This window comes from Endozoicomonas sp. OPT23, assembly GCF_009653635.1.
GTDB lineage: Bacteria > Pseudomonadota > Gammaproteobacteria > Pseudomonadales > Endozoicomonadaceae > Endozoicomonas_A.
The window spans coordinates 1-26,331 of record NZ_PPFD01000003.1; the positions used below are offsets into that span (position 1 = coordinate 1).

Here is a 26,331-nt window from a genome sequence, read left to right on the forward strand (position 1 = left end):
TAGTTAAAGCTTCCTAAGAAACCTTAATAACGAGTGTGTTCGCTTGATTCGATGAGTTGGTATTTTTTTCAATCCTTCCGAAGAAGAACTGATTAACCAAATTCATCACACAAGCGCCCACACGAATTGTCTGATATGTTTTTAAAGAACCTGTTTGAAGCACTCGAAGCGTCTTAATTCAAACTCTGAATCGGCGTCGGTGCCGTTCAGCGAGGCCGCTATATTACCGCGACCGTTTTTGTTGTCAACCGTTTGTTTTTTCAGACTCTTTCGAATCCGTAGAACCGGGTTGCAACTCGCTAGCCTCGTTCGTCTTGCGAAGAACTTTTCTTGGTCAGCGGCGGCGCATTCTACCGTGTCAGCCGTTGTTGTCAATCGCTGTTTTCGTTCTCGTTATTGAGAGAGGAAAGAAGCATTTGATAACTGCCTAACTGGCTGCTCGTTAAGAGCGATGTGCCGTTGAGATGGCGAACTATACGCAGATAAACGACAGATGCCAACCCTCGATTTACACTTATTTCCTCAACAGCGCATCGACTCTTCTCTAATAATGAACACATCTCTTTATTCAGCGATTTCAGACACCTATATATAAAGAAGCTACATATAGAGAAGCTCTATAGTAGGCATCTCAGGCTTTTGGCTGAATGCATTGTCTGATCGCCATCACCACTGGATAGCCAGTTTTGTGATGAGTCTGCACCCTGGTATACAACCAGATAGCCCAACCAGCCTGAGCTGCCCCTGGATATCGGAAACTCTTCAAGTGGTCAGACGGATACCAATCTCTAGATATTCTATACAGCTGCTTTACCGTTCGTCAGGGTTCCGTCATCTTGAATGAGCTTTGATTTCAAACAGTTAGCACATCAGTTCTTCCTGATGCAGAATGAAATGCTAAAATATTTATTGTTTGAACAGGGAGGAGTGGAGTCAGCAACATGAAAAAGGCCGTGTTTTCTATCAGTCTTAATTCACAATCTGTCATGCAGTATTATCAGGGCAAGAAGAACAGGGTTCAGGTTCAAACCCGCCAGGGGTTCAGCATGAGCATTCCTTACGAGACCCTACTCAAGTTCGTGACCCGTGAAGGCATTTATGGAACCTTTGAAATATCCTATTCCAGCGATGGCAAACTGGGAGAATTGAGAAGAATCAGTTAACAGGACAGAAATAGTCCAGCCATTCGCAGTGACCTTCTAAGGATTCTCTTCCGACAGGCCCCTGCGGTGGACTGATATTTATCAACCTGCCCGGCTCGCATACAAACTGAACCTGATCAAATTCATAACCAGGCCGTTTGCTAATGATTGTATAGGGCTCATTTCTGACAGGAATATTCAGAAACATGACACCACCATCCTCTGATGTATCATTCCTGTCGAAAGTCTTCCGACCAAGAACAGACATAATCCCAAGGTTAAATATCAGATCGGTTTTACAGTAATCCGGCGGGACATTTCTAAGAACATCAAAGTAGTATCGGGCTTCATACATTTTAGGGCTCAGTTCTACTACTACATTCTCCAAACCATGGGGACAATCTTTTAAGCTCTTGTCTTCCGGCGTGACCGTTGTAACAACATGGCAGTGCCCGGGTTTAGACTCCGATGAGAAGTGCAGAGCGAGAACACGATGCAAATAGTTAATCGTAAGCTCATAAGGTACCTGAAAAGTAATTCGACCATGTTCTCCGGTGTAATCTTTAGTTCCCGGATAAACTATGCCTGAGTATATTCGAGGTGTGAGCAGCAGTTTTGCTATAGCTTCCAGAAAGATTGTTAAAGAATCGAAAAAAACATTTAATATCGAACTCGTACCCCAGGAAAGTGCTGGTAAATAAGCATAGTCGATAGACCGACTTTCAATAAACAGGCTCATAGGCTCGTTACTGGTTACGGATATATTGGCAAGACCATTTTGATCAGTAACCGCAACCAGTTTCTCCTGCCCATTGATCACAGAGTATATTTTTCCATGAACAATAGGTGTTTCTTGCTCAAACTGCCGTGCATATATCTCAACTTCGAATGGCTCTGTAGCTGCACGGCAAACCGTAGAAAAAAACAATAATAGAACCAGCCACTCTTTTTTCATTATCTTTATTCTTGAAAAAGAGTGGTAAGAATAGTTCGTTTTACAAACTTATCTTTAACCGCCCTGACTTTTCTTACACTGTTTTCTAATTGCTTCAGCAAAGGCCAGTGTGGCAGGACCGGCAAAATCCTTATCAGGGATAATCAGGTGGGTTTGAATATGCCGAGTGTCTTTTGATTCCAGATTAATTACTTTCAATAAACCCGATTCAAGTTCCTGCCTGATATCAGCTTCCGGAAACCAGGCAAAACCCAAGCCTTCTTTCACCATTTCAACAGCCGTACCTATATTACTGATCGTTAATCTGGATTCAGCTCCTAACCAGCCAGCATCTACTCGCTTGGAACCAGAGTCTCTAATTACAACCTGACGATGCCCTTTAAGCATATTGTTGGTGATGGTCTGCTCAATCTGATTTAACGGGTGATCGAAGCGGGCAACAGGCAGGAAAGGAAAGTGGATTAAAGGCTCCCCCAGAAATCCTTGAGGCACCATACCGGTAATCACCAGATCGGCTTCACCGGAGAACAGCATTTCATTAGTTCCAGACAGAACGGTTTCCACCAACTCTATTCGTGTATTGCACTCTGCCGGTAATTGTTTAAGGCATTCAATTAAAACACAGGAAGGAAAAACAGCATCATAGGCCAGAACAATATTGGCTTCCCAGCCCTGGGACAGACTGGCTGCGGCCTTCTCTAGCGCTTCGGAATCTTTTAACAGGGATTCCGACCTTCGCAACATCACCTTACCAGCATCGGTCAGTACCGCTTTTCTGCCCTTGATTTCCAGAATCTGCACATCAAGCTGCTGCTGAAGCTTATTCACTGCATAGCTGATTGTGGATTGGCTTTTGTGCAGAGCCTCTGCAGCCTGAGCAAAACCTCCGTGTTCGATAACAGCGTGAAACATTCGCCACTGTTCAAGAGTTACTTTTGCCACGGAGCCCCCTACAAAACATCCAAAAATACGATCATTTGCATGGATATTTTGCGCTTTTTGTTCGTCAAAATCGATATAAACTTCTATTCAACAACGACTTTAAGCGACTTACTTCAAGCAAACAGGAAATACACCATGACTAAAGTACTGCACATAAACTCCAGTCTGTTTGGCAATCAGGGTGAATCCAGTCAACTGGCAACACAGTTTGTCGAAAAGCTGGTTGCCGGCCAGAAAGGTTCTCAGGTTAAGAACAGAATACTGGCTGACGATACGGTTCCTCACCTTAATGCAGAAACCTTTCAGGGCTTTATGCTTGATGTAAGTGAGCAGAATGACCAGCAAAAAGCCATGACGGCTTTATCAAACACACTGATTGATGAAGTTAAAGAAGCCGATGTACTGGTGCTCGGAGTTCCTCTTTATAACTTCACCATGCCTTCTACTCTGAAATCCTGGTTCGACTTTATTGCCCGCGCTGGCATCACTTTCCGCTATACGGAAAACGGACCTGTCGGTTTGCTGGAAAACAAGAAAGCCTATGTTTTTGCCGCTCGTGGTGGTTTGTATCAAGGTACAGAAATGGATACCCAGACGCCGTTGATCCGACATTTTCTGGCATTTATTGGTATCACCGATGTTGAATTTATTTATGCAGAAGGTCTGTCTATGGGTGGTGATGCGAGAGAGTCTGCTTTGCAAAATGCCAGTCAACACATTGACCAACTGGTGGCCTGAATGAAATCAGTACGAACGCTGGAAACTGTTATTACTGCAGTTCCAGCCTCTGATGGAGCCGGCGTTTCTCTGAAAAGAGTCATGAGTTCTGGCTGCCCGAAGTTGATGGACCCATTTTTGATGCTGGATGAAATCAGCAGTAATGACCCCGATGCTCTGGGCGGTGGTTTTCCTGCCCACCCTCACAGGGGAATTGAAACTATTTCTTATATGCTCAAAGGCAGTTTTCGACACGAAGACAACCTTGGTAACCGTCGGGAAATTACATCAGGCGGTATTCAATGGATGAAGTCCGGTAAAGGCATCATTCATTCTGAAATGCCACTGCCAGAACAAGATACATTGCACGGTTTTCAGATATGGCTGAACCAGCCTGCCTCCAAAAAAATGTCTCAGCCCGAATACAGAGACTTAAGCCAGCAGGACATTCCAGCGTTTTCGCTCAATAAGGTCCATGGTCGTGTTTTATTGGGAAGTCTGCAACTGGGTAACTCCAACTTTCAGTCCCCTATCGTGCGAGCAGAACAGGATGCTTTGCTGGTTGATATATCCCTGAATAATAAGCAGCGCATATCACTCCCCCTGAACCAGAAGAAAGTCATGATCTTTGTTTATCAGGGAAAGGTTACAAACAGCAATAGAAGTATCAGCGCAGGCGAGTTTGGTATTTTCTCCGATAAGGGGGCACTGAATCTGGAATCAGAAGAAGACAGTCGTTTTCTTATATTGGCAGGCCAACCATTAAATGAATCTGTTGTTCAGCATGGTCCGTTTGTAATGAACACTCGTGAAGAAATACTACAGACTATTAATGACTACCAAAGCGGTAATTTCCCCTGACTCACATGGAAAGTCATACTCCAGATACTAAAATGCCACTGACATATGCAGTGGCATTTTTATTTCCAGCTTGTTGCTAGAGCAAGCTTCAAGTTCAGGCAACCAGGCTGCCTTTTACCTTTTTCATCGCATTCTTTTCAAGCTGACGAATACGTTCTGCAGACACACCGTATTGAGCAGCCAGTTCATGGAGAGTAGCTTTGTCTTCAGTCAGCCAGCGACGCTGAATAATATCGCGACTTCTCTCATCCAGAGTCGCCAGCGCATTACGCAGCATATTAACTGACGAGTCCGCCCAGTCAGAATCTTCCAGCTGACGAGCCGGGTCAGCACTCTGATCTTCGAGATAAGCAGCGGGTGCTACGTAGGAAGAGTCGTCACTGTCGTCGGAGTAACCGTCAAAGGCAGTATCCTGACCAGCCATTCGACCTTCCATTTCACGAACCACCTTAGCTTCAACACCTAGGTCGTTGGCAACGGCTTTTACTTCTTCTTCATTCAACCAGGCCAAACGCTTCTTGGAGCTGCGCAGATTAAAGAACAACTTACGCTGTGCTTTAGTGGTTGCTACTTTAACGATGCGCCAGTTCTTCAGAATGAATTCATGAATTTCGGCTTTCACCCAGTGCACAGCAAACGACACCAGACGAACACCCACTTCAGGATTAAAACGTTTGACGGCCTTCATCAGACCTACGTTACCTTCCTGAATCAAATCAGACAGCGGCAAACCATAACCGTTGTAACTGCGGGCAATATGAACAACAAAACGCAGGTGTGACATAACCAGCTGTCGTGCAGCATCCAGGTCATTATCGTAATAAAGGCGTTCTGCCAGGCTGCGTTCCTGGTCAACAGATAACACAGCAATACTGCTGACACCCTGAACATACGCATCGATGTTCTGGCCAGGAACTAACATATCAACTGGTTGTAAACTGCTTCCCATAATCAACTCCAGCAAAGTGCAATGTGGCACTCAACTTAATTAATTCTCCAAAGAAAAAATAAGTTACTTCTAAAATAATAGTAACAAAATCTATCGTATATTCGCCAAGCTACTTTACCTGAATCTTTCAGTATTTACAGTCCTGATACGTTCCTGTTCAGACTGGCCTACAGTACTTTTTGTTCCATATCTCTCAAGTGGCGATAACAACTGGCCAGAGCACCGGCAAAGCCAAGCAACCAACCAGCAGCCAGTAATGACAGAACCAACGTGGAATCTGGCCCCTGCACCTCAAAACTACTGCCGTAGAGTGAAGTCAGTTCCAGCACACCGGACATGACTCCAGCCTGAATCAGCCAGACGGTGAGCAATGCCAAAAACGCACCGCCAAGGCCATACCAGACACCCATATAAAGGAATGGCAAAGCCACAAAACCATCGGTACCGCCCACCAGCTTGATCACCTGTATCTCGGCACGCCGACTCTCAACACTGAGCCGTACTGTATTGCCGATGGTTAACACCACCATCACTGCCAGCAAGCCAGACAATAATAGTGCAAATTGTTCGACCAGGCCGGTAATTGCAGCCAGTCTTTCAACCCATTCCCGATCAAGTCTGGCCTCTGCAACACCCTTTTTGACCTTATATCTCTGCAGCAGTTCACCCAGCTTATCCACAGGGAAACTAGACCTTGGTTCCAATTCGAGCACGGGAGGCAGGGGATTGAAGCCAAGAGCATCAAAAACACTGCTTAGTTGTGCTTTTTCCTGAAACTCCTTCAGACCTTCTCCGGGTGAAATAAAGGTGAAATTGGTAATGTCCTGATCATCTCTGGCCTGATTGCGAATAGCGCGAATCTGCTTATCACTAAGCCCTGTTTCCAGATAGAGAGAAATTCTTGGCTGACCTTCCCAGCCATTACCCAACACCTGAAGGTTAATCACCATCAGATAGAGCAATGCCGGCAGAGCAAACGCCACGCCAATCATCAAACAGTTCAGAAAAGACGCGAAAGGCTTAGCCAGAATATTCTTAAAGGCATCAGTCGCTACCTGTTGGTGTAAATTTTTCAGGTAACCCATGGAGTGTTTACTGGCTTTAGCCGCACCACGCTCCGACTCTTCACGATGTGCAGACTGTTTAGGATTCTTTGTCTTGGTCTTTTTTTTAGAAAACATATTCAGACAGTCTCCTGACCATGAATCAGCTGACCTTTATCCAGAGTCAGTACTCTGTGCTCCATGCGAGCAATAAGCGCAAGGTCGTGGCTGGCAATCAGAACGGTGACACCGACTTGATTGAAGTTTTCAAACAGTCTCATGATTTCGGAAGAAAGCTTGGGGTCAAGATTACCGGTCGGTTCATCGGCGAGAATCAGAGGCGGACGATTTACAACCGCACGGGCAAGACCTACGCGCTGCTGCTCACCACCGGACAATTCAACCGGAAGATTCTTTTCACGGTTCAACAGACCAACCATATCGAGTGCTGCTCTCACACGGCCCGCGCATTCCTGTTTGGAGTAGCCGGCAATAATCAATGGCAGAGCGACATTATCGAAAACGCTTTGATCACGGAGCAACTGGTGATCCTGAAAGACCACACCAACGTTACGTCTGAAATAAGGAATCTGGCCTCGGCCAAGCTTGGAAGTATCGTGACCACCGACAGCGATAGACCCGGAAGAAGGTCTTTCCATCAGCATTATAAGTTTCAAAAGGGTACTTTTACCGGCACCGGAATGGCCAGTAAGAAAAGCTATCTCGCCCCGTCCCAGGTGAAAATCAACCTGATCGAGACCTACATGGCCACCGGGATAACGCTTGGTGACATTATTAAAATGAATCATTCATCAAAGCGCTTTATGGGCGTTCCCTGCTCTGTTTGTTGAAAAGGGAAAAAGCCGAAGCTTTTTCCCTCACCATTCAGCTATTCAATCAGGATCAATCGGATCGAACAATGCTTCTACAAACTCATCTGCATTAAATGGTCTCAGGTCGTCGATTTGCTCACCCACACCTAGAAAGCGAATAGGCAGCTGCATCTGTTTGGATAGAGCGAAAACCACACCACCTTTAGCCGTACCATCCAGTTTGGTCAGAGCCATACCGGTCAGGTTGACGGATTCGTGGAAAACCTTAGCCTGGTTCAGAGCGTTCTGACCTGTGCCTGCATCCAGAACCAGCAGAACCTCGTGAGGCGCTGAGTCATCGAGTTTGCCAAGCACACGCTTAACCTTGCGCAACTCTTCCATCAGATGATCTTTGTTATGAAGACGGCCTGCTGTGTCTGCAATCAGTACATCAACACCACGGGCTTTCGCTGCTTCAAAGGCATCGTATAACACAGAAGCACTGTCAGCACCGGTATGCTGAGCCACCACGGGAATGTCGTTACGCTCACCCCAGACCTGAAGCTGTTCAACCGCTGCCGCACGGAAAGTATCACCCGCTGCCAGCATTACTTTCTTGCCTTCAGCCTGAAGTTTGCGGGCCACTTTGCCAATGGTGGTGGTTTTGCCGACACCGTTCACGCCCACAACCAGAATCACATAAGGTGACTTCTGTTCATCAATCACCAGCGGCTCGTCGGCGGGTTCAAGAATCTCTTTCAGCTCAGCTTTCAAAGCTGTGATCAATGCTTCTGCATCACCCAGCTCTTTACGACGGACTTTTTTGGTCAGACGTTCGATAATGTCGGTGGTCGCTTCGATACCGATATCCGCCATGATCAGCTGGGTTTCCAGCTCTTCCAGCAGGTCTTCATCAATCTCTTTTCGGCCAACGAAGATATCGGCCACGCCATCAACAAAAGCGTTACGTGTCTTGTTCAGACCACGCTTCATACGGGCAAAGAAACCCGCCTTTTCTTCCTTCGGCGCTTCTATTACCGCAGGCGCTGCAATTTCTGGCTCTGGCTCTGGCCCTGGCCCTGGCTCTGGCTCTGGCTCTGGCTCTGGCTCTGGCTCTGGCTCTGGCTCTGGCTCTGGCTCAACAGAAGCAGGCATAATTTCTGCAGGCTCTGCAACTACTACTTCTGGCTCCTGCTCGATCTTCTGTTCAACCTTCTCCTCAACTTTCTGTTCAGAGACAGGCTCAACCACTGCTGCCTGTTCAGGCTCAGCAGGTGCAGAAACGACCTCTACAGGCTCTGCAACTAACTGCCCGGATTCCTGCTCAACCTTTTGCTCGACCTTTTCCTCAACTTTCTGTTCAGGGACTGGCTCAGCCACTACTTTCGGCTCAGGCTCAACAACAGGTTCAGGCTGAACCTCTGCCTGCACAGGCTCCTGAACCACTTCAACGGGTTCAGCAGTTTCAATAGTTGTCTCAACCGCTGTCTCAACCGCTTCAATCTGAGGCTGAACAACGTCAGAAACCTCTGGACTGGCCACTTCTTCAATAGCTTCCTGCTGCGGTATTTCTTCTACTGCCGGAGCTTCCTGAGTTTCTTTTTCCTCACGACGCCCCCAAGGCCAAAAACGTCTTTTGGCCTTCTTTTTATCATCACCTTTGCGAGAACCGAACATAGGCTACTTCATCAGAATGGAATTAAATGAATTACTGGTTTCCGGGAAATGACTGTATAAGCGTGCAGGCACACGTAGTTGAATCACTCATCAGCAATGTCGGCCGCTGCCGGACAATGGCTGTGGATTCGTATGTGCGGGTGCTTATGACGCCACAACGGATAAACAGCTTGAATATAATCGACTAATCCTATCGCAAAAGCGGGCTTCACGGAACGAACTTTCACCCCGTACCACTGTCCAATTAAAGCCCCGAGCCAATATCGGGACTATATTAGGGAACCAAACCAAGTCATAGATGCGTATTTATTAATGCACGGGCTTGCGAGTAGGTAACCGGGCATACGAACTCATAAGCTATATCCCCGCCCCAGAGGATGTAGCCATTTAAAATTCAATGACGTGTGTCTGCACACTTATGATTCATAAGGATGTAACCAATGAATTTGGATGAGCACGTATCCAGCACAAGAATGCTTATCTGGAGCCTGATAGTGGTTTCCGGCGTTCTGTTGCTTGCTCTACTGACTCCGGAGCATCCTGCAGGCGCCTCGAGCAAGCGCTGCTACTACAACCATCAATGTGACGACCCTATCTCCAACCGAGTGCAGCTCCATGCCCATGACAAAGGCCAGTACCTTAACATTGAGATGGATTTTGTTCGTGACGACCAATCAGAAAGGCCTGCCCTTTCATGTGGTGCTCCCAACAGACCACAACCTGATTCCTGGTCAAAAATTCTGGCCACATCAGCCAAGCAGCTAGTCATCTCTTTTGATAACTGAAACGTCTTATTTACAGGGCAAACCATGACAAAGAGTTGTGAGTAATTGCAACACCAACGATATAGCCCGCCACCAGCAACGATAGAACACCCGCCACTGTTTTTTGAATAATCGTCTTTCCACCCTTAATCGCCATATAGCCCAGAAGAATATACACAACCAGGGCAATCACTTTGGCGGTCAGCCAGCTGTTCACAAACGGGTACTGATGCAGAAAAATGCAGAGCCAGACAGCGCACCCTAATAGCAGGGTATCTATAAGATGGGGAAGGGTTTTAAAAAACGGATGTTTCAGCCAGGTATCGTTGAATAACGCGACCAGCCATCTCACGACGAACAGACCAACACTGATTGCAGCGAAAATAATGTGCATCTGCTTTATGGTCAGATAGATCAAAACAACCTCCACATCTGGCATTTCTGCCGTAAAAAATAATGCCTCACAAAAGCGAGGCATTATTCATAGTTCTAAACATTAACTCAAAAAACAGTCAGTCCTTACTCACTGGCAATCGACTCAACACTCGCGGTACTGCTCTTCTTTTTTACGAGAGCAGCTTTAAACATGAACAGGGCCAGTAAACCACCGCCGATACCGAAGAGAATATCGCCTGGCACACGCCACCATACTAACTGTTCAATCAGAGGTTGATGAAGAAATTCAGCAGAACGAGCATACCAGAAGCTTTCGTTGTAGCTGGCCACTGCCTGCAGAATACCTACTGGCAATAAAGACATCAGCGCCATTGCAGCCAGACCGATATTAAGAGACCAGAAGCTCCACTTCAGTAGACGATCATCCCATTCTTTACCCTGGCTCATACCACGCAGGCAGAACAGCATCAGGCCCACACCCAACATGCCGTACACACCGAAGAAGGCTGTATGTGCGTGCAGAGCTGTCGTGTTCAACCCCTGGATGTAGTAAAGGGAAATCGGTGGATTAATCAGGAAACCGAATACGCCGGCACCCATCAGGTTCCAGAAAGCTGTGGCCGTAAAGCACATAATCACCCAATGGTATTTCTGCACCCAGGGAGCAGACTTACGCATACGCCAGTTTTCCCAGGCTTCAAAACCAATCAGCGACAGTGGTACAACTTCCAGTGCGCTGAATGTTGCGCCCCAGGCGAGAACCGATGTAGGTGCTCCGGTAAAGTACAGATGATGCAGAGTTCCCAGAATACCGCCTGTCAGGAACACAACCGTAGCAAACAGCACTGCACTGGAAGCGGACTTTGCTCGCACCAGCCCCAACCGTACAAACATCAGGGCAATCACAGAAGTTGCAAACACTTCAAAGAAGCCTTCTACCCAGAGATGTACAACCCACCAGCGCCAATATTCAGCCATCGCCAGATGTGTTTTCTGGCCCATCATCAGACCACTGCCGTAGAACAGGGCAATCGCAATAGCCGACATCACCAAAACTACAACAATCTGTTTATCATCACTCTTTTGCTTAAGCAGTGGAAACAGCGACCTCGCAACCAGCACCAGCCAGAGAATCAAACCTATTAACAGGAATATTTGCCAGAAACGTCCAAGGTCCACATATTCATAACCTTGATGACCAAACCAGAAGTTGGTATCAAAATCCAGAACCTGCTGAACACCCAGCCATTCACCAAACATGGAACCCACCACAATGATGAGCAGGCAGACATAGAGGAAATTAACACCTGCACGCTGCAGCTTCGGTTCATAACCTGACAAGAGCGGTGCAATGTACAGGCCGGTTCCCAGCCACGCGGTTGCGATCCAGAAAACAGCCAGCTGTGTATGCCATGTACGGGTTAACGAATACGGCAGCCAGTCACTTAAAGGAAAACCATAAAATGCCTGTCCTTCTACGGCATAGTGCGCCGTGATACCACCAAGAACAATCTGGGTCAGGAAGAGTGCGGCAACGGTCCAGAAATACTTTTTTGTCGCCAGCATGGAAGGCGTTGGTTTGTGCCTTCCCAGAGGATCTTCCGCCGGTACTTCTGGCAGTTCATGCTCTTCGACTGTTCTGGCATGATGCCAGCCCAATGCACCGACACCGAATACCAGCAGGATAATACTGAACATGCTCCAGCCGAGAATATCAGCCGATGGTTTGTTATCAATCAACGGCTCGTGAGGCCAGTTGTTGGTGTAGGTAATATCGCTGTCAGGACGATTGGTTTCAGTTGACCAGCTACTCCAGAACAGGAAAGCAGATAACAGCTCGCGATGTTCGGCCGTGGCTACGGTCGACTCCTTCATCGCGTAATCTTCTCTGACTGGCTGAAAGGCCGGATCGTCACCAAACACTTTTCCGTAATAGTCTGCCAACCATTCAACCGCTTGCACGCGATCAGCAGACAGTGTCAGTGTATCGCTGCCTTTGTCGTATGTATTGGTTCTGATCACTGATTTCAAGCGCGCTTTCAGAGCGGCTTGCTGTTCAGCGTTCAGCTCATCGTATTGCAGGTTGAAGTCACGGTTCGCGTACATATCCAGCAGGTACAAAGCTTCCCGATGAATCCAGTCTGCATTCCAGTCCGGCGCAACCAGGCTGCCATGCCCCCAGATAGAGCCAACCTCGTGACCACCCATGGTACGCCACACCTGCTGACCCAGTTCAACGTCATCTCTCGTGAAAATGACGTCCCCATTTTCACTGACGACCTGCGCTGGAATAGGAGGAGCTTCGCGGTATATCTCCCCTCCCAGCCAAAGCAATATCCCGAATGAAATAACAAACACTGCGAAAAGTGCCTGCCATGTCCGTTTATCTGTTGTTGGTTTCACAGCTCCCCCTGATAACACTGATTTATATACTCAATGGTTTCTAATCAAGAGTCGTGCCAACCAACAAAGCCTTTACTTAACTAAGCTCACAAACAAAGCAGTGTCATTTAGACACTTTATTTTAGTATCAATATGACACCATACTGTCATTTTGATACTACTATTCATATCACTTTGGAGAACAGTTGATCCGTCACAGTACGTGGTCGGTAGATATCAAACACCATGGCGATATTTCGAAGCAGCAATCGTCCAAGGGGAAGAATAACAATTCTGTGTTCCTGCAGCTGAATCAGTTCATCCTCCGCAAGCGGTTTAAGCAGAATCAGCTCTTCAGCAAAATAATGGTTAAATTCGATATTGAACTGCTGACTGACTGATTCAAATTCAACCACCCCCTGACACATCAATCGCTGAATAATCTCCCTGCGCACCTTGTCGTCAAAGGTTAACTGGTACCCCTGCATGATCGGCAGCTGCCTGCCATCTATAGCCTGAAAGTAGGCTTTCTCATAGCGCTGGTTCTGACTGTAGCAATTATCGGTTTTTCCTATAGACGTCATACCCATACCAATCATGTCGGTATCCGCATGGGTTGAGTAACCCTGAAAGTTTCGCTGTAGAGTGCCAGTTTCCATAGCTTTCACCAGATCATCGTCAGGAAGAGCAAAATGATCCATGCCTATATAGATGTAGCCTGCTTCCTGCAATCGATGAATCGTAAGCTCCAGAATACTCAGGCGGGTAACCGGGTCAGGCAGATCTTCCTGCTTAATCAGTTTCTGGGCTTTGACCCGATGAGGCATGTGAGCGTAGTTGTATACCGCCAATCGGTCGGGTTTCATGGCAATAATACTGTCGAGAGTGTGGCCAAAACTCTCCAGCGTCTGAAAAGGCAACCCGTAAATCAGATCAAGACTGATAGACTCATAGCCTGAGCTTCTTGCTGCCTCAATCACTCTCATATTTTGATCGTAGGTCTGAATGCGGTTAACACCTTGCTGCACCTTTTCATTGAGATCCTGAACACCAAAGCTGATACGACTGAAACCGAGGTCGTACAACAGCGCTATGGTGTTATCTCGAACCGCTCTTGGATCCACTTCAATGGAAAACTCCCTTTGGCCTTCCGGTGCAAGATTAAAATGTTCTGCCGTAACTGACATCAGTTCTGATAGCTGATCATCACTCAAATAAGTGGGCGTACCTCCGCCAAGGTGCAACTGGGTTGTACTGCGGCTGTCATCCACCAGTTCACTCTGCATTTTGATTTCGGTATAGAGCCGTTCCAGATAAGGAACGGTTCTTGCGGTTTCTGAATGAGTGATTATCTTATTGCAGGCACAGAAGAAACACAGGGACTTACAGTAAGGGATATGGAAATACAGAGACAAAGGCCTACCCGCACTGTTACTCAGCCTCACCTCATTCTGATAATCGTCGCGGGTAAAGTCGTGATTAAACTGAATGGCTGTTGGATAGGAAGTGTAGCGCGGACCAAAGGTGTCATATTTCTTCAACATCTTCGAATCAAATTGGATACTGGGCAACATGGTTGGTGTCCTGATCAGGTTCAGGACAAGTGTTGTTGCTCACGGCACTTTTCTCCAGTAATGGAAGCTGCGAATAGGCGGCTGTGACGATCTGGGATAAAATCAGCCGCTATCATATTTTCACCGGAGTAGAGAATGCCTCGCAGACCGTCAACCAAACGACAGAATGCATCAAAGGGCAGCGGTCAGCTGCGTATCATTGGTGGTGAATGGTGCAGCAGAAGACTACCTGTGGCTGATTTACCCGGTTTGCGCCCAACATCAGACCGTGTGCGTGAAACGGTTTTCAACTGGCTGTTGCCCTACGTGCCTGGAGCAAAAGTTCTTGATTGCTTTACCGGTTCCGGCTCTTTGTCTCTGGAAGCTCTGTCCCGTGGAGCAGGCAGCGCTACTATGCTGGAGTTTGCTGCTCCGGCGGCAAAGGTTTTGAAAGAGAATCTGACAACATTAAGAACAGACAAAGCCAGTGTCGTTCAAACCGATGCGCTAATCTGGTTGTCTAAAAAGGCAGACGAACCTTTTGATCTGGTCTTTCTCGACCCGCCATTCCGTAAAGGCTTTCTGGAAAAAACCTGTCAGTTGCTGAACGATAATGGCTATGTAAGTGACCAGACCCTGGTCTATATAGAAGTAGAGAAAGAACTGTCCCCTCTACCCATTCCTGATCACTGGTCTTTACTGAAAACCAAAACGGCTGGGCAGCTCTCGTATCATCTGCTTCAGGTGGAAACACCTGATGAGTGAAGTATCTTCTCCCTGTATTCGCCAGTGTGAGTTGAACGAATCAAATATCTGCAAAGGTTGCTACCGTTCTCTGGATGAAATTGCTCGCTGGGGCAAGGCTGCCAATCAGGATCGCAAGCTGATAGTCAGGAAGGCAAGGCAACGGTTGATTAATTTCATGGAAACACAATCGAACAATTAGTCACACCTTTGACTTTGGGATAGTGGACTTAACTTATAGAACTAGGTAATCTTCACGCCGCTGATTTTAATCAATAAAAGGTTCTCCGGTAACGGTGTAGAGTGCTGAAAAAAGGCGCTGATAAAGCAGCAAAGCTGAAACAGCACTCATGTATCCGGTTCCGAGTATTTTCCTAAGAGAACTCTAAGGAGTGGTCCCATGAAACAACCTGTTCGTATCGCAGTCACTGGCGCAGCTGGCAACATCAGTTACTCCCTGCTGTTCAAAATTGCTGCGGGTGAAATGCTGGGTGCTGATCAGCCAGTCATTCTGCAACTGGTTGAAATCCCTCAGGCCATGGAAAAGCTGCGCGGCGTAGCCATGGAACTGGAAGACTGTGCTTTCCCACTGGTACACGGCATCACTCTGCACGACAACCCGACCACCGGTTTCCAGGGCGTTCATTACGCTATGCTGGTTGGTGCTCGTCCTCGTACCAAGGGTATGGAACGTGCTGACCTGCTGGAAGCTAACGCAGCAATCTTCTCCGCTCAGGGTAAAGCTCTGAACGACGTTGCCAACCGCGACGTTAAAGCTCTGGTTGTTGGCAACCCGGCTAACACCAACTGCCTGATTCTGTCCCGTAACGCTCCGGACCTGGATCCTTCCCAGTTCTGTGCCATGACCCGTCTGGATCACAACCGTGCCAAGGGTATTCTGGGTAACAAGATTGGTGTTAACCCATCCGACATCGACACCGTTGTAATCTGGGGTAACCACTCTCCAACCATGTACCCAGATCTGCACCACGCCGGTGCCATGGGCGACGAGCCTGTGATCGATATGATCGATGAGAAGTGGTACAAGGAAGATTACACTCCAAACATCCAAAAGCGTGGCGCTGCAATCATTGAAGCACGAGGCTTGTCTTCTGCTGCTTCTGCTGCTCAGGCTGCTCTGGATCACGTACGTGACTGGGCTGCTGGTAGCGACGGTGAAGTTGTGAGCATGGGTATCATCTCCGATGGCAGCTACGGCGTAGCCAAAGGTATCTACTACTCCTTCCCATGTGTCTGCGAATTCGGTACTTACCAGATCGTTCAGGGCCTGAACATCAATGAGTACGGCCAGACCATGATGAAGAAGACCGAAGCAGAACTGCTGGAAGAGAAAGCAGCTGTTGAGCACCTGCTGCCAGCTGAAACTGCCGAGACCCGTGACGCTCTGCGTAAGTCTGACCGTACTGGCCAGACCTGCTACGACAACGGTCTGGAAGGTGGTATCTCTTACTACAAAGCTGACCGTGTTTGCTGATTATTGACTGATCAGTTTTCATTGTTAAAAAAAAGGAGCGATATTAATTGCTCCTTTTTTTTATCTGTAAAGTATTCAAACTATAGTTCTGTGTGCTCAGTGTGTTCTCTCTCTGATTCAGGGGTATTACTATTAACAAAGCGTAAATAGTGTTTTATCCCTTCCTCACTGAATGATGGTAACTCTTTTACTCTGACTTCGCCGTACTTCTGCTCCGCATCTTCCGTTGTCATACCAGGAGGAACAACGACATCGTCTCCAGGTTGCCAGTTTGCAGGAGTAGCTATCTTACGATCATCGTGCTCAATTTGAGCAAGCAGCGCTCGTGAAATTTCATTGAAATTACGTCCGATGTACATCGGATAGGTCATCATCAATTTGATTTTCTTATCTTTACCAATGATGAAGACAGTTCTGGCCGTAAAATTCGTTCCTGCACTTCGCTCAGACCCTGGCTGTTCATCATTCGCGAGCATCTCGTATTTCTTGGCAACTTCCAGTTGCTCATCACTTACCAGAGAAAAGTTCAGCGTCTGATCCCTGGAAGAAGCAAACTTGAGGATATCCTTACTCCACTTCCTATGGCGATCTCCCGAATCAACACTTAAACCGACGGCAACTGTTTGGTGGTCATCATAAAACGGTTTACGTTTATGTACTTCAGCCAACTCAGTCGTGCATACCGGGGTGAAATCAAAAGGGTGGGAAAAGAAGATCGCGTATTTGTCTTTAATATGATCATGAAACTTAACTACTTTGCCATCAATGACCATCTCAAAGTCTGGAGCTTCACTACCTATCTGTAGGGCTGTCGTGTAACCTGATATTCCACCGAACAATATTGCAGCAAAGACCGAGGCACACCTGATTTGTCGAGATACAAATCGAATAATCATGAGCGGTTCACTTATTGAGGAAATATTGACTATCGCAAAAAGATTATAGTCGGTTATTCTCGATTCAACGTAAGAGTTAAGAGGTATCAATTTTCGCAGAAAACTCCGGCAAAAAACCATATATCTCCTTTATTCATTGAATAATTCAATGTCGTCTATTGCAACCTTTTTGCCATAAAGCTATGGTGTTTTTCATATAAAAAAAGAGAGTGTTAAACACTCCTGTCACAAATATCTGTCATTGTGTTGCCGTATAAAAACAAGAATAAAGAAGTCTCTTGATAGAACACATGATTCGACAGCTATAACAACAATAAATAAAAGAGCACCATCCTGATGAAATCTTTCAAACTCCTGACCACAGGCTTTCTTGCTCTGTCCCTTGCTGCGGCAAGTGCCAGTGCTGCGACTCTCGACACGGTTAAGGAACGCGGCAAACTGCTGTGTGGCTCAAACGGTAAAACAGCAGGTTTCTCTGCACCCAACGCCAAAGGCAAGATGTCTGGATTCGACGTCGATTTCTGTCGTGCTATTTCCGCCGCTATTTTTAATGATCCGGACAAGGTTGAATACATCCCTCTGACCTCCAAGCAGCGTCTGACTGCTCTGCAGAGTGGCGAGATTGACGTACTCAGTCGTACAACAACCTGGACCATGAGCCGTGATTCCGGCATGGGCCTGAGCTTTGCTGCCACTACCATCTACGACGGTCAGGGCTTTATGGTTCATAAGGACCTGGGCGTAACCAGCGCTCTGGAACTGGCCGGTGCTGCAGTATGTACCCGTACCGGTACTACCACTGAACTGAACATGGCTGACTTCTTCAATAAGAACAAGATGGAATACAAGCCGGTTGTCTTTGAAGATCGTTCTGAAGAAAAATCTGCATTCTTCAGTGGCCGCTGTGACGTAATGACGGCTGACCGTATTGCCATGGCAGGTATTCGTGCCAATGCTCCGGGCAACCCTGACGATTACATCATTCTGCCTGAAGTTATCTCCAAAGAGCCTCTGGCTCTGGCCGTTCGTTCTAACGACTCCGAGTGGTTTTCACTGGTTCGCTGGGTAGCTTATGCTCTGATCAACGCTGAAGAGATGGGTGTAACCTCTGACAACCTGGCAAAAATGCTGAAAAGTGAAGACCCTGCCATCCAGCGCCTGCTGGGTGTAAACGGTAACCTGGGTGAGAAGGTTGGTCTGAAGAAAGACTGGGCTGCTAACGCCATTGGTGCTGTTGGTAACTACAGTGAAATCTTCGAGCGTCACGTAGGCCCTAACAGTCCTCTGAAAATCGAGCGGGGCATCAACGCCCTTTGGAACCAGGGTGGCATTCTTTATGCCGCGCCGATTCGATAAGAAGTCTCTAAGAGTTTGCAAAAACTCTGATTCCAATACCTGAAAACCAAAGAGGCGAAAGGACATAACCCTTTCGCCTTTTTTGGCAGATGTATCAACACAGGTACGCTCATTCATGAAGAATGTTACTCATCCATCAGGAGCAGGCGCCATACCAGGCTCCAGTTTCTGGAATCAGCCTGTTTATCGCTCGCTGATTATTCAGGCCATCACGTTTGCTCTGATTGCGGGCACAGGTTATTACCTGATCTCCAATCTGGTGATGAACCTGAATGCCCGCAATATCCCTATCGGTCTGGACTTTCTTGCCCAGAGAGCCGGCTTTGATATTGGCGATGCAGCTATCACCTACACGGCGCAGGACTCCTATGGTCGCGCTTTCGTGGTCGGTATTATCAACACCCTTAAGGTCAGTTTGATCTCCATTCTGCTGGCAACCGTCATTGGTATCGTCATCGGTATCGCTCGTCTTTCGCCTAACTGGCTGGTTAAGAACCTGACCCGTGGTTATGTCGAGTACATGCGAAACGTACCGCTACTGCTTCAGTTGTTTTTCTGGTACGCCTTGCTGACCCACGCACTGCCCAGCGCCCGTCAGGCATTTAATCCAGTGCCTGGCGTTTTCCTGAGCAACCGTGGCTTGTTCCTGCCAACACTGGAGTCCGACAGTGGTTTCTATTTCCTGCTGTTTGGACTTCTCGCTGGTTTGACCGCTGCATTGATCTGGCGCTTCAGAGCCAACACCCTGCAAAAAGGAACTGGGCGACAGCTGCCTGTCTTCTGGCCCTTTATTGCCTTGCTGGCAACAGGTGGTCTCGTCGGCTGGTTGCTGTCCCCACAGGGCATTACTGTCGATATGCCGGCACTGAAAGGATTTAACTTCAAGGGCGGTATTGAGATAACGACAGAATTCTTTTGTCTGATGATTGGACTGGTGACTTATACCAGCGCCTTTATCGCAGAAAACGTTCGCAGCGGCATTCTGGCCGTTAACAAAGGTCAGCAAGAAGCCGCCAGTTCTCTCGGGCTTTCTCCGGTAAGAAGCCAGCGACTGGTGATTCTGCCTCAGGCTTTGAGGGTGATTATCCCTCCAACCACCAGTCAGTATATGAACGTGATCAAGAACAGTTCTCTGGGTGTGGCCATTGGTTATTCAGACCTTGTCTCTGTCGGCGGAACAACCCTGAATCAGACCGGACAGGCCGTTGAGTGTATCAGTCTGATCATGCTGGTTTATCTCTGCACCAGTCTTGCGACGTCTCTGTTTATGAACTGGTATAACGCCAGTGTTGCTCTGACCGAACGATAGGAAGGATGTACTGTGGCAATTATTCATTCAGAACCCTTACCCTCCCGCCCTGCTCCGGCCAGCAACAGTGGCCTGACCGGTTGGTTAAAGGGCAACCTGTTCAGCAGTCCGTTTAACACAGCGCTGACGCTTATCTGTGTTTACGGTTTATGGCAGGCCATGCCCGGACTGGTTAACTGGTTTTTCCTCGATGCAACCTGGAGCATTTTTGGTCCGGAGGGCAACGCCAATGAAATCACAAAACAGACAGTGGCTGTCTGTAAAGAGGCCGGTGGTGCCTGCTGGTCGTTGATCTCGGTAAAACACCGTTTTATGTTCTTTGGTTTTTATCCACAAGATGAACAGTGGCGGCCACTGCTGACCTGCTTTCTATTGATTGGCATGGTATTGATCAGTGGTATTCGTGCCTACTGGAAACCCTGGCTGATTGTTGCATGGCTGGCAGCGATTGTCGTCTGCTTCATACTGATGATGGGCGGTGTTGCCGGGCTGACTTATGTAGCCACCAGCAAATGGGGCGGTTTGCCTCTGACGCTGGGGCTGGCGGTATTCTCGGTAGTCTTTGCCCTGCCTTTGGGTATTGCTCTGGCACTGGGCCGACGCTCACAGATGAACCTGATCAGAACACTCTGCGTCAGCTATATCGAGCTGGTTCGAGCGGTTCCACTGATCAGTATTCTGTTTATGGCGTCCTTCCTGCTGCCGCTGTTTATGCCGGAAGAGCTGACCATTAACAAACTGCTGCGTGCCCAGATTGGTATCATCATGTTTGCCGCAGCCTATATGGCAGAGGTTATTCGTGGTGGCCTGCAGGCCATTCCGAAAGGGCAGTATGAAGCGGCTGATGCTATGGGACTGAGCTACTGGCAGGCAACCTTCAAGGTTATTCTGCCTCAGGCTCTGAAAGTTTCGATACCACCATTGGTGGGCACTATTATCGGTACATTTAAAGACAGTTCACTGGTAGTGATCATCGGTCTGTTTGATGTACTGAACACGACTAGAGTCGCTTTCAGCTCCGATCCACCCTGGTCGCCTTTCTATCTGGAAGCCTACTTTGTGGGTGCAACGGTATTCTTTATTTTCTGTTTTGGTATGTCTCAATACAGCCAGTGGCTTGAAAACCATCTGGATACCGGGCATAAGAACTGAAGAATGTAGCTGTTACAAAAAAGCCGGAATCTGTTATCAGTATTCCGGTTTTTTTCTGGATTAAGAATCCAGTCATTAAAGTTTATCTCCTATTTACCCGCCGTAGGCGGGTAAATAGCATTAAGATGTCAAGATACGTGTATCACACGTTTTCAATCAGTGACTCAGGATTTGACTCAGGAAGAGTCTGGTTCTGTCTGACTCAGGATTATTAAAGAACTCTTCAGGCGTGTTCTCTTCGATAATCTGACCACCATCCATAAAGATCACCCGGTCCGCTACTGTTCTGGCAAAGCCCATTTCGTGAGTCACGCAAATCATGGTCATACCTTCATTGGCCAGCTCAACCATTACATCCAGAACTTCCTTGATCATCTCCGGGTCCAGTGCCGACGTTGGCTCGTCAAACAACAGAACCTCAGGGTTCATACACAGGCTTCGAGCAATAGCTACACGCTGTTGCTGACCACCAGACAGCTGGCCTGGAAACTTATCGGCCTGATCAGCGATACGAACCCTTTCCAGAAACTTCATGGCAACTTCTTCAGCTTCTTTCTGGGGCATTTTACGTACCCAGATTGGCGCCAGTGTGCAGTTTTCCAGAACGGTAAGGTGCGGAAACAGATTGAAGTGCTGAAATACCATGCCCACGTCTTTACGGATGTGTTCGATATTCTTCAGGTCGTTGGTCAGTGCAATACCATTGACGTTGATATCACCTTCCTGATGCTCTTCCAGACGGTTAATACAACGAATCATGGTTGATTTACCGGAGCCGGAAGGGCCACAGACGACGATACGCTCGCCCTGTCTGACAGTAAGGTTTATATCTTTTAAAACATGGAAATCACCGTACCATTTGTTAACGCCATCAAGCTCAATCATGGTCTTGGCACGTTTGGTAATGGTGACATCAGGAACAGCTGTTTCCACAGGACTACTTTGCATTTCTACGTGCATGTTTTTTTATTCTCGATTCATGTCTTATTGTTATTTTTTGACAGATGTCAGGTACTGTCTGATTAGGGATTCTATATCCATATAGAGCATTTTCCCATCAGCTTATTGCACGATTGCTCCAGAAAATTCACTTATCTTCTTTTTGATGGCAAGCTTTCCAATCATATTAAACAATAATGAATACTCTCAACTGTGACGACTGACTTTATACCCGCGACAGGTCTCTCTTCTGCCCATGCCCAGACCATCTGGTCGCCACTGTTCAGAAGCTACGAACAACTCCCCAGAACCAGAGAACGTTTACAACTCAAGGACGGTGATTTTCTTGACCTGGACTGGTGCGGAGATAATCAAAGCTCTCCATTGATCGTCCTGCTGCATGGTTTAACAGGCTGCTCGCGCTCAAAATACCTGCTGGGAGTTCAAAAGGAATTGCTGGCAATAGGTTGGCAGAGTGTTGCTGTTAACTTGAGAGGCTGCAGTGGAGAACCTAACCAGCTGCCAAGAGGCTACCACTCTGGTGACAGTGACGAACTGAGAAACCTTCTGGCACTCTTAAAGACAAGATACCCTGAACGCCTTTTGGCTGCAGTGGGCTTTTCTCTCGGCGGTAATATTCTTCTCAAGTATCAGGGAGAAGAAGGTTCTGACAGCCTGCTCTCTTCAGCAGTAGCGATATCAGTGCCGTTCAGGCTGGATATTTGTGCACAGCGTATGAATTTCGGCTTTTCCAGAATCTATCGCAATCGTTTTATCAAAGAACTTTACGGTCAGATAAACGAAAAAGTATCTCTGTTTACACAACAGGGGTTGTCTGATCACGCAGAGCTCCTTAACAGTTTGCTTAAGAAAGGCAGAGCCAGAACCTTTGAGGAGTTTGATCACTGGATTACAGCGCCCCTGCATGGTTTCAAAAGCGGAACTGAATACTACGAGCAGTCCAGTTCCCGTTATTATCTGTCCACTATCAAACAGCCAACTTTGATCATCCATTCCAGAGATGACCCGTTTATGACCGAGGATGTTATTCCTTCTTCCCGTGAGCTCTCCAGCGATGTCAAACTCGAGATTACCGAGCATGGCGGGCACGTTGGCTTTATCTGTGGTTCAGCTGCCAGACCTGTATACTGGCTTGAGCAGAAAATCTGCCATTGGTTACAGAAAATATAACAAACAAAAAATGACCATACTCGCTGCATAGAAAGCAGCTGAGCGGAAGAGGCGCCCTGACCATGAATGATGCAGTAACAACCATAGAGCCTGCAAGCATAGAGCCTGAAAACCTCGTCAGGACTACCGACATGGAAGTAGTTCTGAAAAACCAGAAGAAAGCGTTTCTTCATACCCCCTACCCTTCTGTTGAACAAAGAAGAGAGTGGCTGGCAACGTTGAAGAAAGCCCTGCAGGACAATCAGGCTGCATTGGTTGAAGCCATCAATCAAGACTTTGAAGGTCGTGCCAGAGAAGAGACTCTGTTGGCCGAGTTTATGCCTTCGCTGAATTACATTGATTATTGCAGCAAGAAGCTGGGTAAATGGACAAAATTCAGTAAGCGACGTGTACCGCTTACCATGCAACCAGTGTCTGCCAAGGTTATTTATCAACCTCTCGGTGTGGTTGGCATAGTTGTCCCCTGGAACTACCCCGTTTTCCTGGCCGTGGGTCCACTGGCTACTGCTCTTGCAGCTGGCAATCGGGCAATGGTCAAGATGTCTGAATTCACACCAACAACCTCAGAGCTGCTTGCCAAAATCATTGCCGATATTTTCCCTGACAATTTAGTGACCGTGATTAATGGCGAAGCAGAAGTTGGCGCTCAGTTTACGGCATTGCCCTTTGACCATATTCTGTTTACCGGCTCTACTCAGGTAGGCCGACATGTTATGAATGCTGCAGCCAGGAACCTGACACCAGTAACATTGGAGTTGGGTGGTAAATCACCGGTTATTGTCGACAGCGACTTCCCTATGTCCGAGGTTGCAGAACGGGTCTGTTACGGAAAATCATTGAATGCCGGCCAGACCTGTGTGGCACCGGACTATATTCTGGTGAAGAAGGAGCGTCAGCAGGAATTTATTGATGCTTACCTGAAAGCCTTCAGTACCATGTACCCCAAGGTCAGCGATAACCCTCACTACACCGCCATTATTAACAAGCGCCAACATGACCGACTGCTCGGACATATTGAGGATGCCAGAGCCAAAGGCGCAGACATTGTTATTCCAGAGAATGAGCAGGTTTCTGACGGCTCCCGTCGCTTGCCGCCACACCTGATTCTAAACCCTACTGATGACATGACGGTAATGCATGAAGAAATCTTTGGGCCACTACTGCCCATCATCGGTGTCGACTCTATTGATCAGGCCATTGATTACGTCAACAGTCGTCCAAGACCTCTGGCTCTCTACTATTTTGGTGGCGACAAGCAGGTGCAGGAAAAGGTTCTGACGGAAACACACTCCGGTGGTGTCTGCCTCAATGAAACCCTGTTCCAGGTAGCGATTGACGACCTTCCATTTGGCGGTATCGGGCCTTCCGGCATGGGTCACTATCACGGGCATGAAGGTTTCCTGACTCTTTCCAAAGCGAAAGCTGTGGTCAGCAAAGGTAAATTCAACAGCGTTCGTATGTTGTTTCCTCCCTATGACACCAGCTTCAAACAGTCCATGATCAAGTATCTTTCTGGTTCAAACTGATCCTGCTCCAGCTGATTTTGCTCACGAGTGGCTTTTGCCACTCTGTCCTGAGTAACGACGCTGTTGGGGTATAACTTTCAATACGCCGTTACCAGACCCAGTATGTAATGCCTTGGCCAATGCATCCTGTGTTGTCTACTGATTCCCTGAAGTATGATTAGCCTGCATTCTGTTGCGCTTAAAGTTAAAAACCGTTTTCACACCAGAAAGACTGACCGTGTACGAGTTTTTGCGTTTCACCAAACACTATATGAGCATGTATTTTTATGGGTTTTTCTTCCCTTGGACTCCACTCCGAATTTGTTCAGACTTTGAAAGACAAAGGGTATGAGTCTCCTACTGCTGTACAGCAAGCCGCCATTCCAGTGATACTGAAGGGACTCGATGTGATGGCCGGTGCTCAAACAGGTACAGGGAAAACCGCTGCATTTGCACTGCCCATACTGCAACAGTTGTGGGAAAAAAACTCTGTTGAAGGTGAATCCGGAAACATCAGACCAGTACAGGCTCTGGTATTAACACCAACTCGTGAACTGGCTCAACAGGTACACCGCAGTTTTAAAACATACGCCAAACACTCTTCATTAAAGTCAGTTGCCGTATATGGCGGAGTGAGTCTTAAACCGCAGATCGATGCGTTAAAAACTGGAGCCGACATTCTTGTTGCCACTCCGGGTCGACTTCTTGACCTGATGCAGAAGCGATCTGTTAACTTGTCTGCATTGAAACACCTTGTTTTTGATGAAGCGGATCGTATGCTCGACCTGGGTTTCATCATCGATATTCAACGCATCATGAAAAAGATTCCGGCCGACCGTCAGACTCTGCTTTTTTCTGCGACCTTCACCGATGAGATTTTTACGCTCAGTAAAACGTTGCTGAAAAAACCTGAGCTGATTGAAGTAGATGCACGTAATACCGCTGCAGAACGTGTAGAGCAGGCCGTTTACATGGTCGATGAAGATCGCAAGCGTGAACTGCTCAGTTATATGATTGGCTCAAAAAACTGGCAGCAGGTGCTGGTGTTTGTTCGTACCAAAGAAGGTGCAGACATACTTGCGAAAGAAATGATAAAAGATGGCATAAAAGCACTGGCCATTCACGGTGATAAGTCTCAGGGCGCCAGAGAACGAGGACTGGCCGAATTCAAGGAAGGCAAGGTACGGGCATTGGTCGCTACCGATGTAGCTGCCAGAGGGTTGGACATACAACAACTGCAGTACGTTGTTAACTATGAACTGCCGTATATTGCCGAAGACTACATTCACAGAATAGGCCGTACCGGACGGGCGGGGAATGAAGGTCTGGCTGTTTCCTTTATGAGCCTGGGTGAAGAGTATTTACTGGAAGAGATTGAAGTTGTTCTCGATAACCGACTATCACAGTCGTGGTATCCCGGTTTTGAACCGGACATGACCCGAGAGGTTCCGAGCAACAGGAAGAACTCTCGCAACGCACAGAAGCGACGTTTTAAAGACAGAGCTTCTGGCAAGAAAACCGGCAACCATCGACGTTCATCCTGAACTGGTC

Annotated in this window: 24 protein-coding genes; 13 read left to right on the forward strand and 11 right to left on the reverse strand. The window is 47.5% G+C overall.

Annotation, left to right across the window (positions count from 1 at the left end):
* Positions 1 to 941 precede the first annotated feature (941 nt).
* Positions 942 to 1,163: a DUF2835 family protein gene (locus EOPP23_RS05825; protein WP_153765048.1), complete on the forward strand. Its 222-nt coding sequence runs from the start codon at positions 942 to 944 to the stop codon at positions 1,161 to 1,163.
* Here the strand turns inward: EOPP23_RS05825 and EOPP23_RS05830 are convergent.
* Positions 1,156 to 2,097, reverse strand: a complete 942-nt coding sequence (locus EOPP23_RS05830; RefSeq protein ID WP_153765049.1) for a hypothetical protein — start codon at positions 2,095 to 2,097, stop codon at positions 1,156 to 1,158. The genes EOPP23_RS05825 and EOPP23_RS05830 overlap by 8 nt on opposite strands.
* Positions 2,098 to 2,151: 54 nt before the next feature.
* Positions 2,152 to 3,039, reverse strand: a complete 888-nt coding sequence (locus EOPP23_RS05835; RefSeq protein ID WP_370514679.1) for a LysR family transcriptional regulator — start codon at positions 3,037 to 3,039, stop codon at positions 2,152 to 2,154.
* 135 nt (positions 3,040 to 3,174) lie between these two features.
* Here EOPP23_RS05835 and EOPP23_RS05840 point away from each other — a divergent pair, with 135 nt between their 5' ends.
* Together EOPP23_RS05840 and EOPP23_RS05845 are read left to right on the forward strand one after the other, a co-directional pair.
* The gene (locus EOPP23_RS05840) at positions 3,175 to 3,777 is read left to right on the forward strand and encodes an FMN-dependent NADH-azoreductase (RefSeq protein ID WP_153765050.1); all 603 of its coding nucleotides are present in this window, start codon (positions 3,175 to 3,177) and stop codon (positions 3,775 to 3,777) included.
* Positions 3,778 to 4,617 carry a pirin family protein gene (locus EOPP23_RS05845; RefSeq protein ID WP_153765051.1) on the forward strand — a complete coding sequence of 280 codons (840 nt, stop codon included), beginning with the start codon at positions 3,778 to 3,780 and terminating at the stop codon, positions 4,615 to 4,617.
* A 94-nt stretch (positions 4,618 to 4,711) separates the two neighbouring features.
* Here the strand turns inward: EOPP23_RS05845 and rpoH are convergent, their stop codons facing one another.
* The 4 genes from rpoH to ftsY form a co-directional block, all read right to left on the reverse strand.
* On the reverse strand, positions 4,712 to 5,566 hold the full coding sequence (gene rpoH, locus EOPP23_RS05850) for an RNA polymerase sigma factor RpoH (protein WP_153765052.1): 855 nt from the start codon (positions 5,564 to 5,566) through the stop codon (positions 4,712 to 4,714).
* 167 nt (positions 5,567 to 5,733) lie between these two features.
* Positions 5,734 to 6,747: a permease-like cell division protein FtsX gene (ftsX, locus tag EOPP23_RS05855; protein ID WP_153765053.1), complete on the reverse strand. Its 1,014-nt coding sequence runs from the start codon at positions 6,745 to 6,747 to the stop codon at positions 5,734 to 5,736.
* 2 nt (positions 6,748 to 6,749) lie between these two features.
* Positions 6,750 to 7,418, reverse strand: a complete 669-nt coding sequence (gene ftsE / locus EOPP23_RS05860; protein ID WP_153765054.1) for a cell division ATP-binding protein FtsE — start codon at positions 7,416 to 7,418, stop codon at positions 6,750 to 6,752.
* Positions 7,419 to 7,502: 84 nt separating this feature from the next.
* Positions 7,503 to 9,098, reverse strand: coding sequence for a signal recognition particle-docking protein FtsY (gene ftsY / locus EOPP23_RS05865; RefSeq protein ID WP_153765055.1), 1,596 nt, complete (start codon positions 9,096 to 9,098; stop codon positions 7,503 to 7,505).
* A 440-nt stretch (positions 9,099 to 9,538) separates the two neighbouring features.
* On the opposite strand from ftsY, the gene EOPP23_RS05870 reads away from it, so the two are divergent.
* Positions 9,539 to 9,883 carry a hypothetical protein gene (locus tag EOPP23_RS05870; protein WP_153765056.1) on the forward strand — a complete coding sequence of 115 codons (345 nt, stop codon included), beginning with the start codon at positions 9,539 to 9,541 and terminating at the stop codon, positions 9,881 to 9,883.
* A 10-nt stretch (positions 9,884 to 9,893) separates the two neighbouring features.
* Here the strand turns inward: EOPP23_RS05870 and EOPP23_RS05875 are convergent, their stop codons facing one another.
* The 3 genes from EOPP23_RS05875 to hemN form a co-directional block, all read right to left on the reverse strand.
* Positions 9,894 to 10,280 (reverse strand): SirB2 family protein, encoded by a 387-nt coding sequence (locus EOPP23_RS05875; RefSeq protein WP_228550621.1) that lies wholly within the window; start codon positions 10,278 to 10,280, stop codon positions 9,894 to 9,896.
* 101 nt (positions 10,281 to 10,381) lie between these two features.
* The gene (locus EOPP23_RS05880; protein ID WP_370514681.1) at positions 10,382 to 12,661 is read right to left on the reverse strand and encodes a nitric-oxide reductase large subunit; all 2,280 of its coding nucleotides are present in this window, start codon (positions 12,659 to 12,661) and stop codon (positions 10,382 to 10,384) included.
* A 164-nt stretch (positions 12,662 to 12,825) separates the two neighbouring features.
* Complete coding sequence (hemN, locus tag EOPP23_RS05885; RefSeq protein WP_153765058.1) at positions 12,826 to 14,214, reverse strand: oxygen-independent coproporphyrinogen III oxidase; 1,389 nt, start codon at positions 14,212 to 14,214, stop codon at positions 12,826 to 12,828.
* Positions 14,215 to 14,349: 135 nt separating this feature from the next.
* Here hemN and rsmD point away from each other — a divergent pair, with 135 nt between their 5' ends.
* From rsmD to EOPP23_RS05900, 3 genes are all read left to right on the forward strand, one after another.
* Positions 14,350 to 14,958, forward strand: a complete 609-nt coding sequence (gene rsmD / locus EOPP23_RS05890) for a 16S rRNA (guanine(966)-N(2))-methyltransferase RsmD (protein WP_153765059.1) — start codon at positions 14,350 to 14,352, stop codon at positions 14,956 to 14,958.
* Complete coding sequence (locus tag EOPP23_RS05895; RefSeq protein ID WP_153765060.1) at positions 14,951 to 15,139, forward strand: DUF1289 domain-containing protein; 189 nt, start codon at positions 14,951 to 14,953, stop codon at positions 15,137 to 15,139. Before rsmD ends, EOPP23_RS05895 begins: the two co-directional genes overlap by 8 nt.
* 198 nt (positions 15,140 to 15,337) lie before the next feature.
* Positions 15,338 to 16,432 (forward strand): malate dehydrogenase, encoded by a 1,095-nt coding sequence (locus EOPP23_RS05900; protein ID WP_153765061.1) that lies wholly within the window; start codon positions 15,338 to 15,340, stop codon positions 16,430 to 16,432.
* A gap of 80 nt (positions 16,433 to 16,512) precedes the next feature.
* Here the strand turns inward: EOPP23_RS05900 and EOPP23_RS05905 are convergent, their stop codons facing one another.
* Complete coding sequence (locus tag EOPP23_RS05905; protein WP_153765062.1) at positions 16,513 to 17,328, reverse strand: redoxin domain-containing protein; 816 nt, start codon at positions 17,326 to 17,328, stop codon at positions 16,513 to 16,515.
* A gap of 336 nt (positions 17,329 to 17,664) precedes the next feature.
* On the opposite strand from EOPP23_RS05905, the gene EOPP23_RS05910 reads away from it, so the two are divergent.
* From EOPP23_RS05910 to EOPP23_RS05920, 3 genes are all read left to right on the forward strand, one after another.
* A complete protein-coding gene (locus tag EOPP23_RS05910) occupies positions 17,665 to 18,684 on the forward strand; it encodes an amino acid ABC transporter substrate-binding protein (RefSeq protein WP_153765063.1) in 1,020 nt (339 codons plus the stop codon).
* A gap of 115 nt (positions 18,685 to 18,799) precedes the next feature.
* Complete coding sequence (locus tag EOPP23_RS05915; RefSeq protein WP_153765064.1) at positions 18,800 to 19,993, forward strand: amino acid ABC transporter permease; 1,194 nt, start codon at positions 18,800 to 18,802, stop codon at positions 19,991 to 19,993.
* Positions 19,994 to 20,005: 12 nt separating this feature from the next.
* Positions 20,006 to 21,145, forward strand: a complete 1,140-nt coding sequence (locus EOPP23_RS05920) for an amino acid ABC transporter permease (RefSeq protein ID WP_370514683.1) — start codon at positions 20,006 to 20,008, stop codon at positions 21,143 to 21,145.
* A gap of 156 nt (positions 21,146 to 21,301) precedes the next feature.
* Here EOPP23_RS05920 and EOPP23_RS05925 read toward each other — a convergent pair whose 3' ends face one another.
* Positions 21,302 to 22,030, reverse strand: a complete 729-nt coding sequence (locus tag EOPP23_RS05925) for an amino acid ABC transporter ATP-binding protein (RefSeq protein ID WP_153765883.1) — start codon at positions 22,028 to 22,030, stop codon at positions 21,302 to 21,304.
* 267 nt (positions 22,031 to 22,297) lie between these two features.
* Here EOPP23_RS05925 and EOPP23_RS05930 point away from each other — a divergent pair, with 267 nt between their 5' ends.
* The 3 genes from EOPP23_RS05930 (at position 22,298) to EOPP23_RS05940 (ending at position 26,324) form a co-directional block, all read left to right on the forward strand.
* Entirely contained in the window at positions 22,298 to 23,275 is a 978-nt protein-coding gene (locus tag EOPP23_RS05930; protein WP_370514686.1) for a hydrolase, read from the forward strand.
* Positions 23,276 to 23,337: 62 nt separating this feature from the next.
* Positions 23,338 to 24,801, forward strand: coding sequence for a coniferyl aldehyde dehydrogenase (locus EOPP23_RS05935; RefSeq protein ID WP_153765065.1), 1,464 nt, complete (start codon positions 23,338 to 23,340; stop codon positions 24,799 to 24,801).
* Between the two features lie 266 nt (positions 24,802 to 25,067).
* Positions 25,068 to 26,324, forward strand: a complete 1,257-nt coding sequence (locus EOPP23_RS05940; protein WP_153765066.1) for a DEAD/DEAH box helicase — start codon at positions 25,068 to 25,070, stop codon at positions 26,322 to 26,324.
* The last annotated feature ends 7 nt before the right edge of the window (positions 26,325 to 26,331 follow it).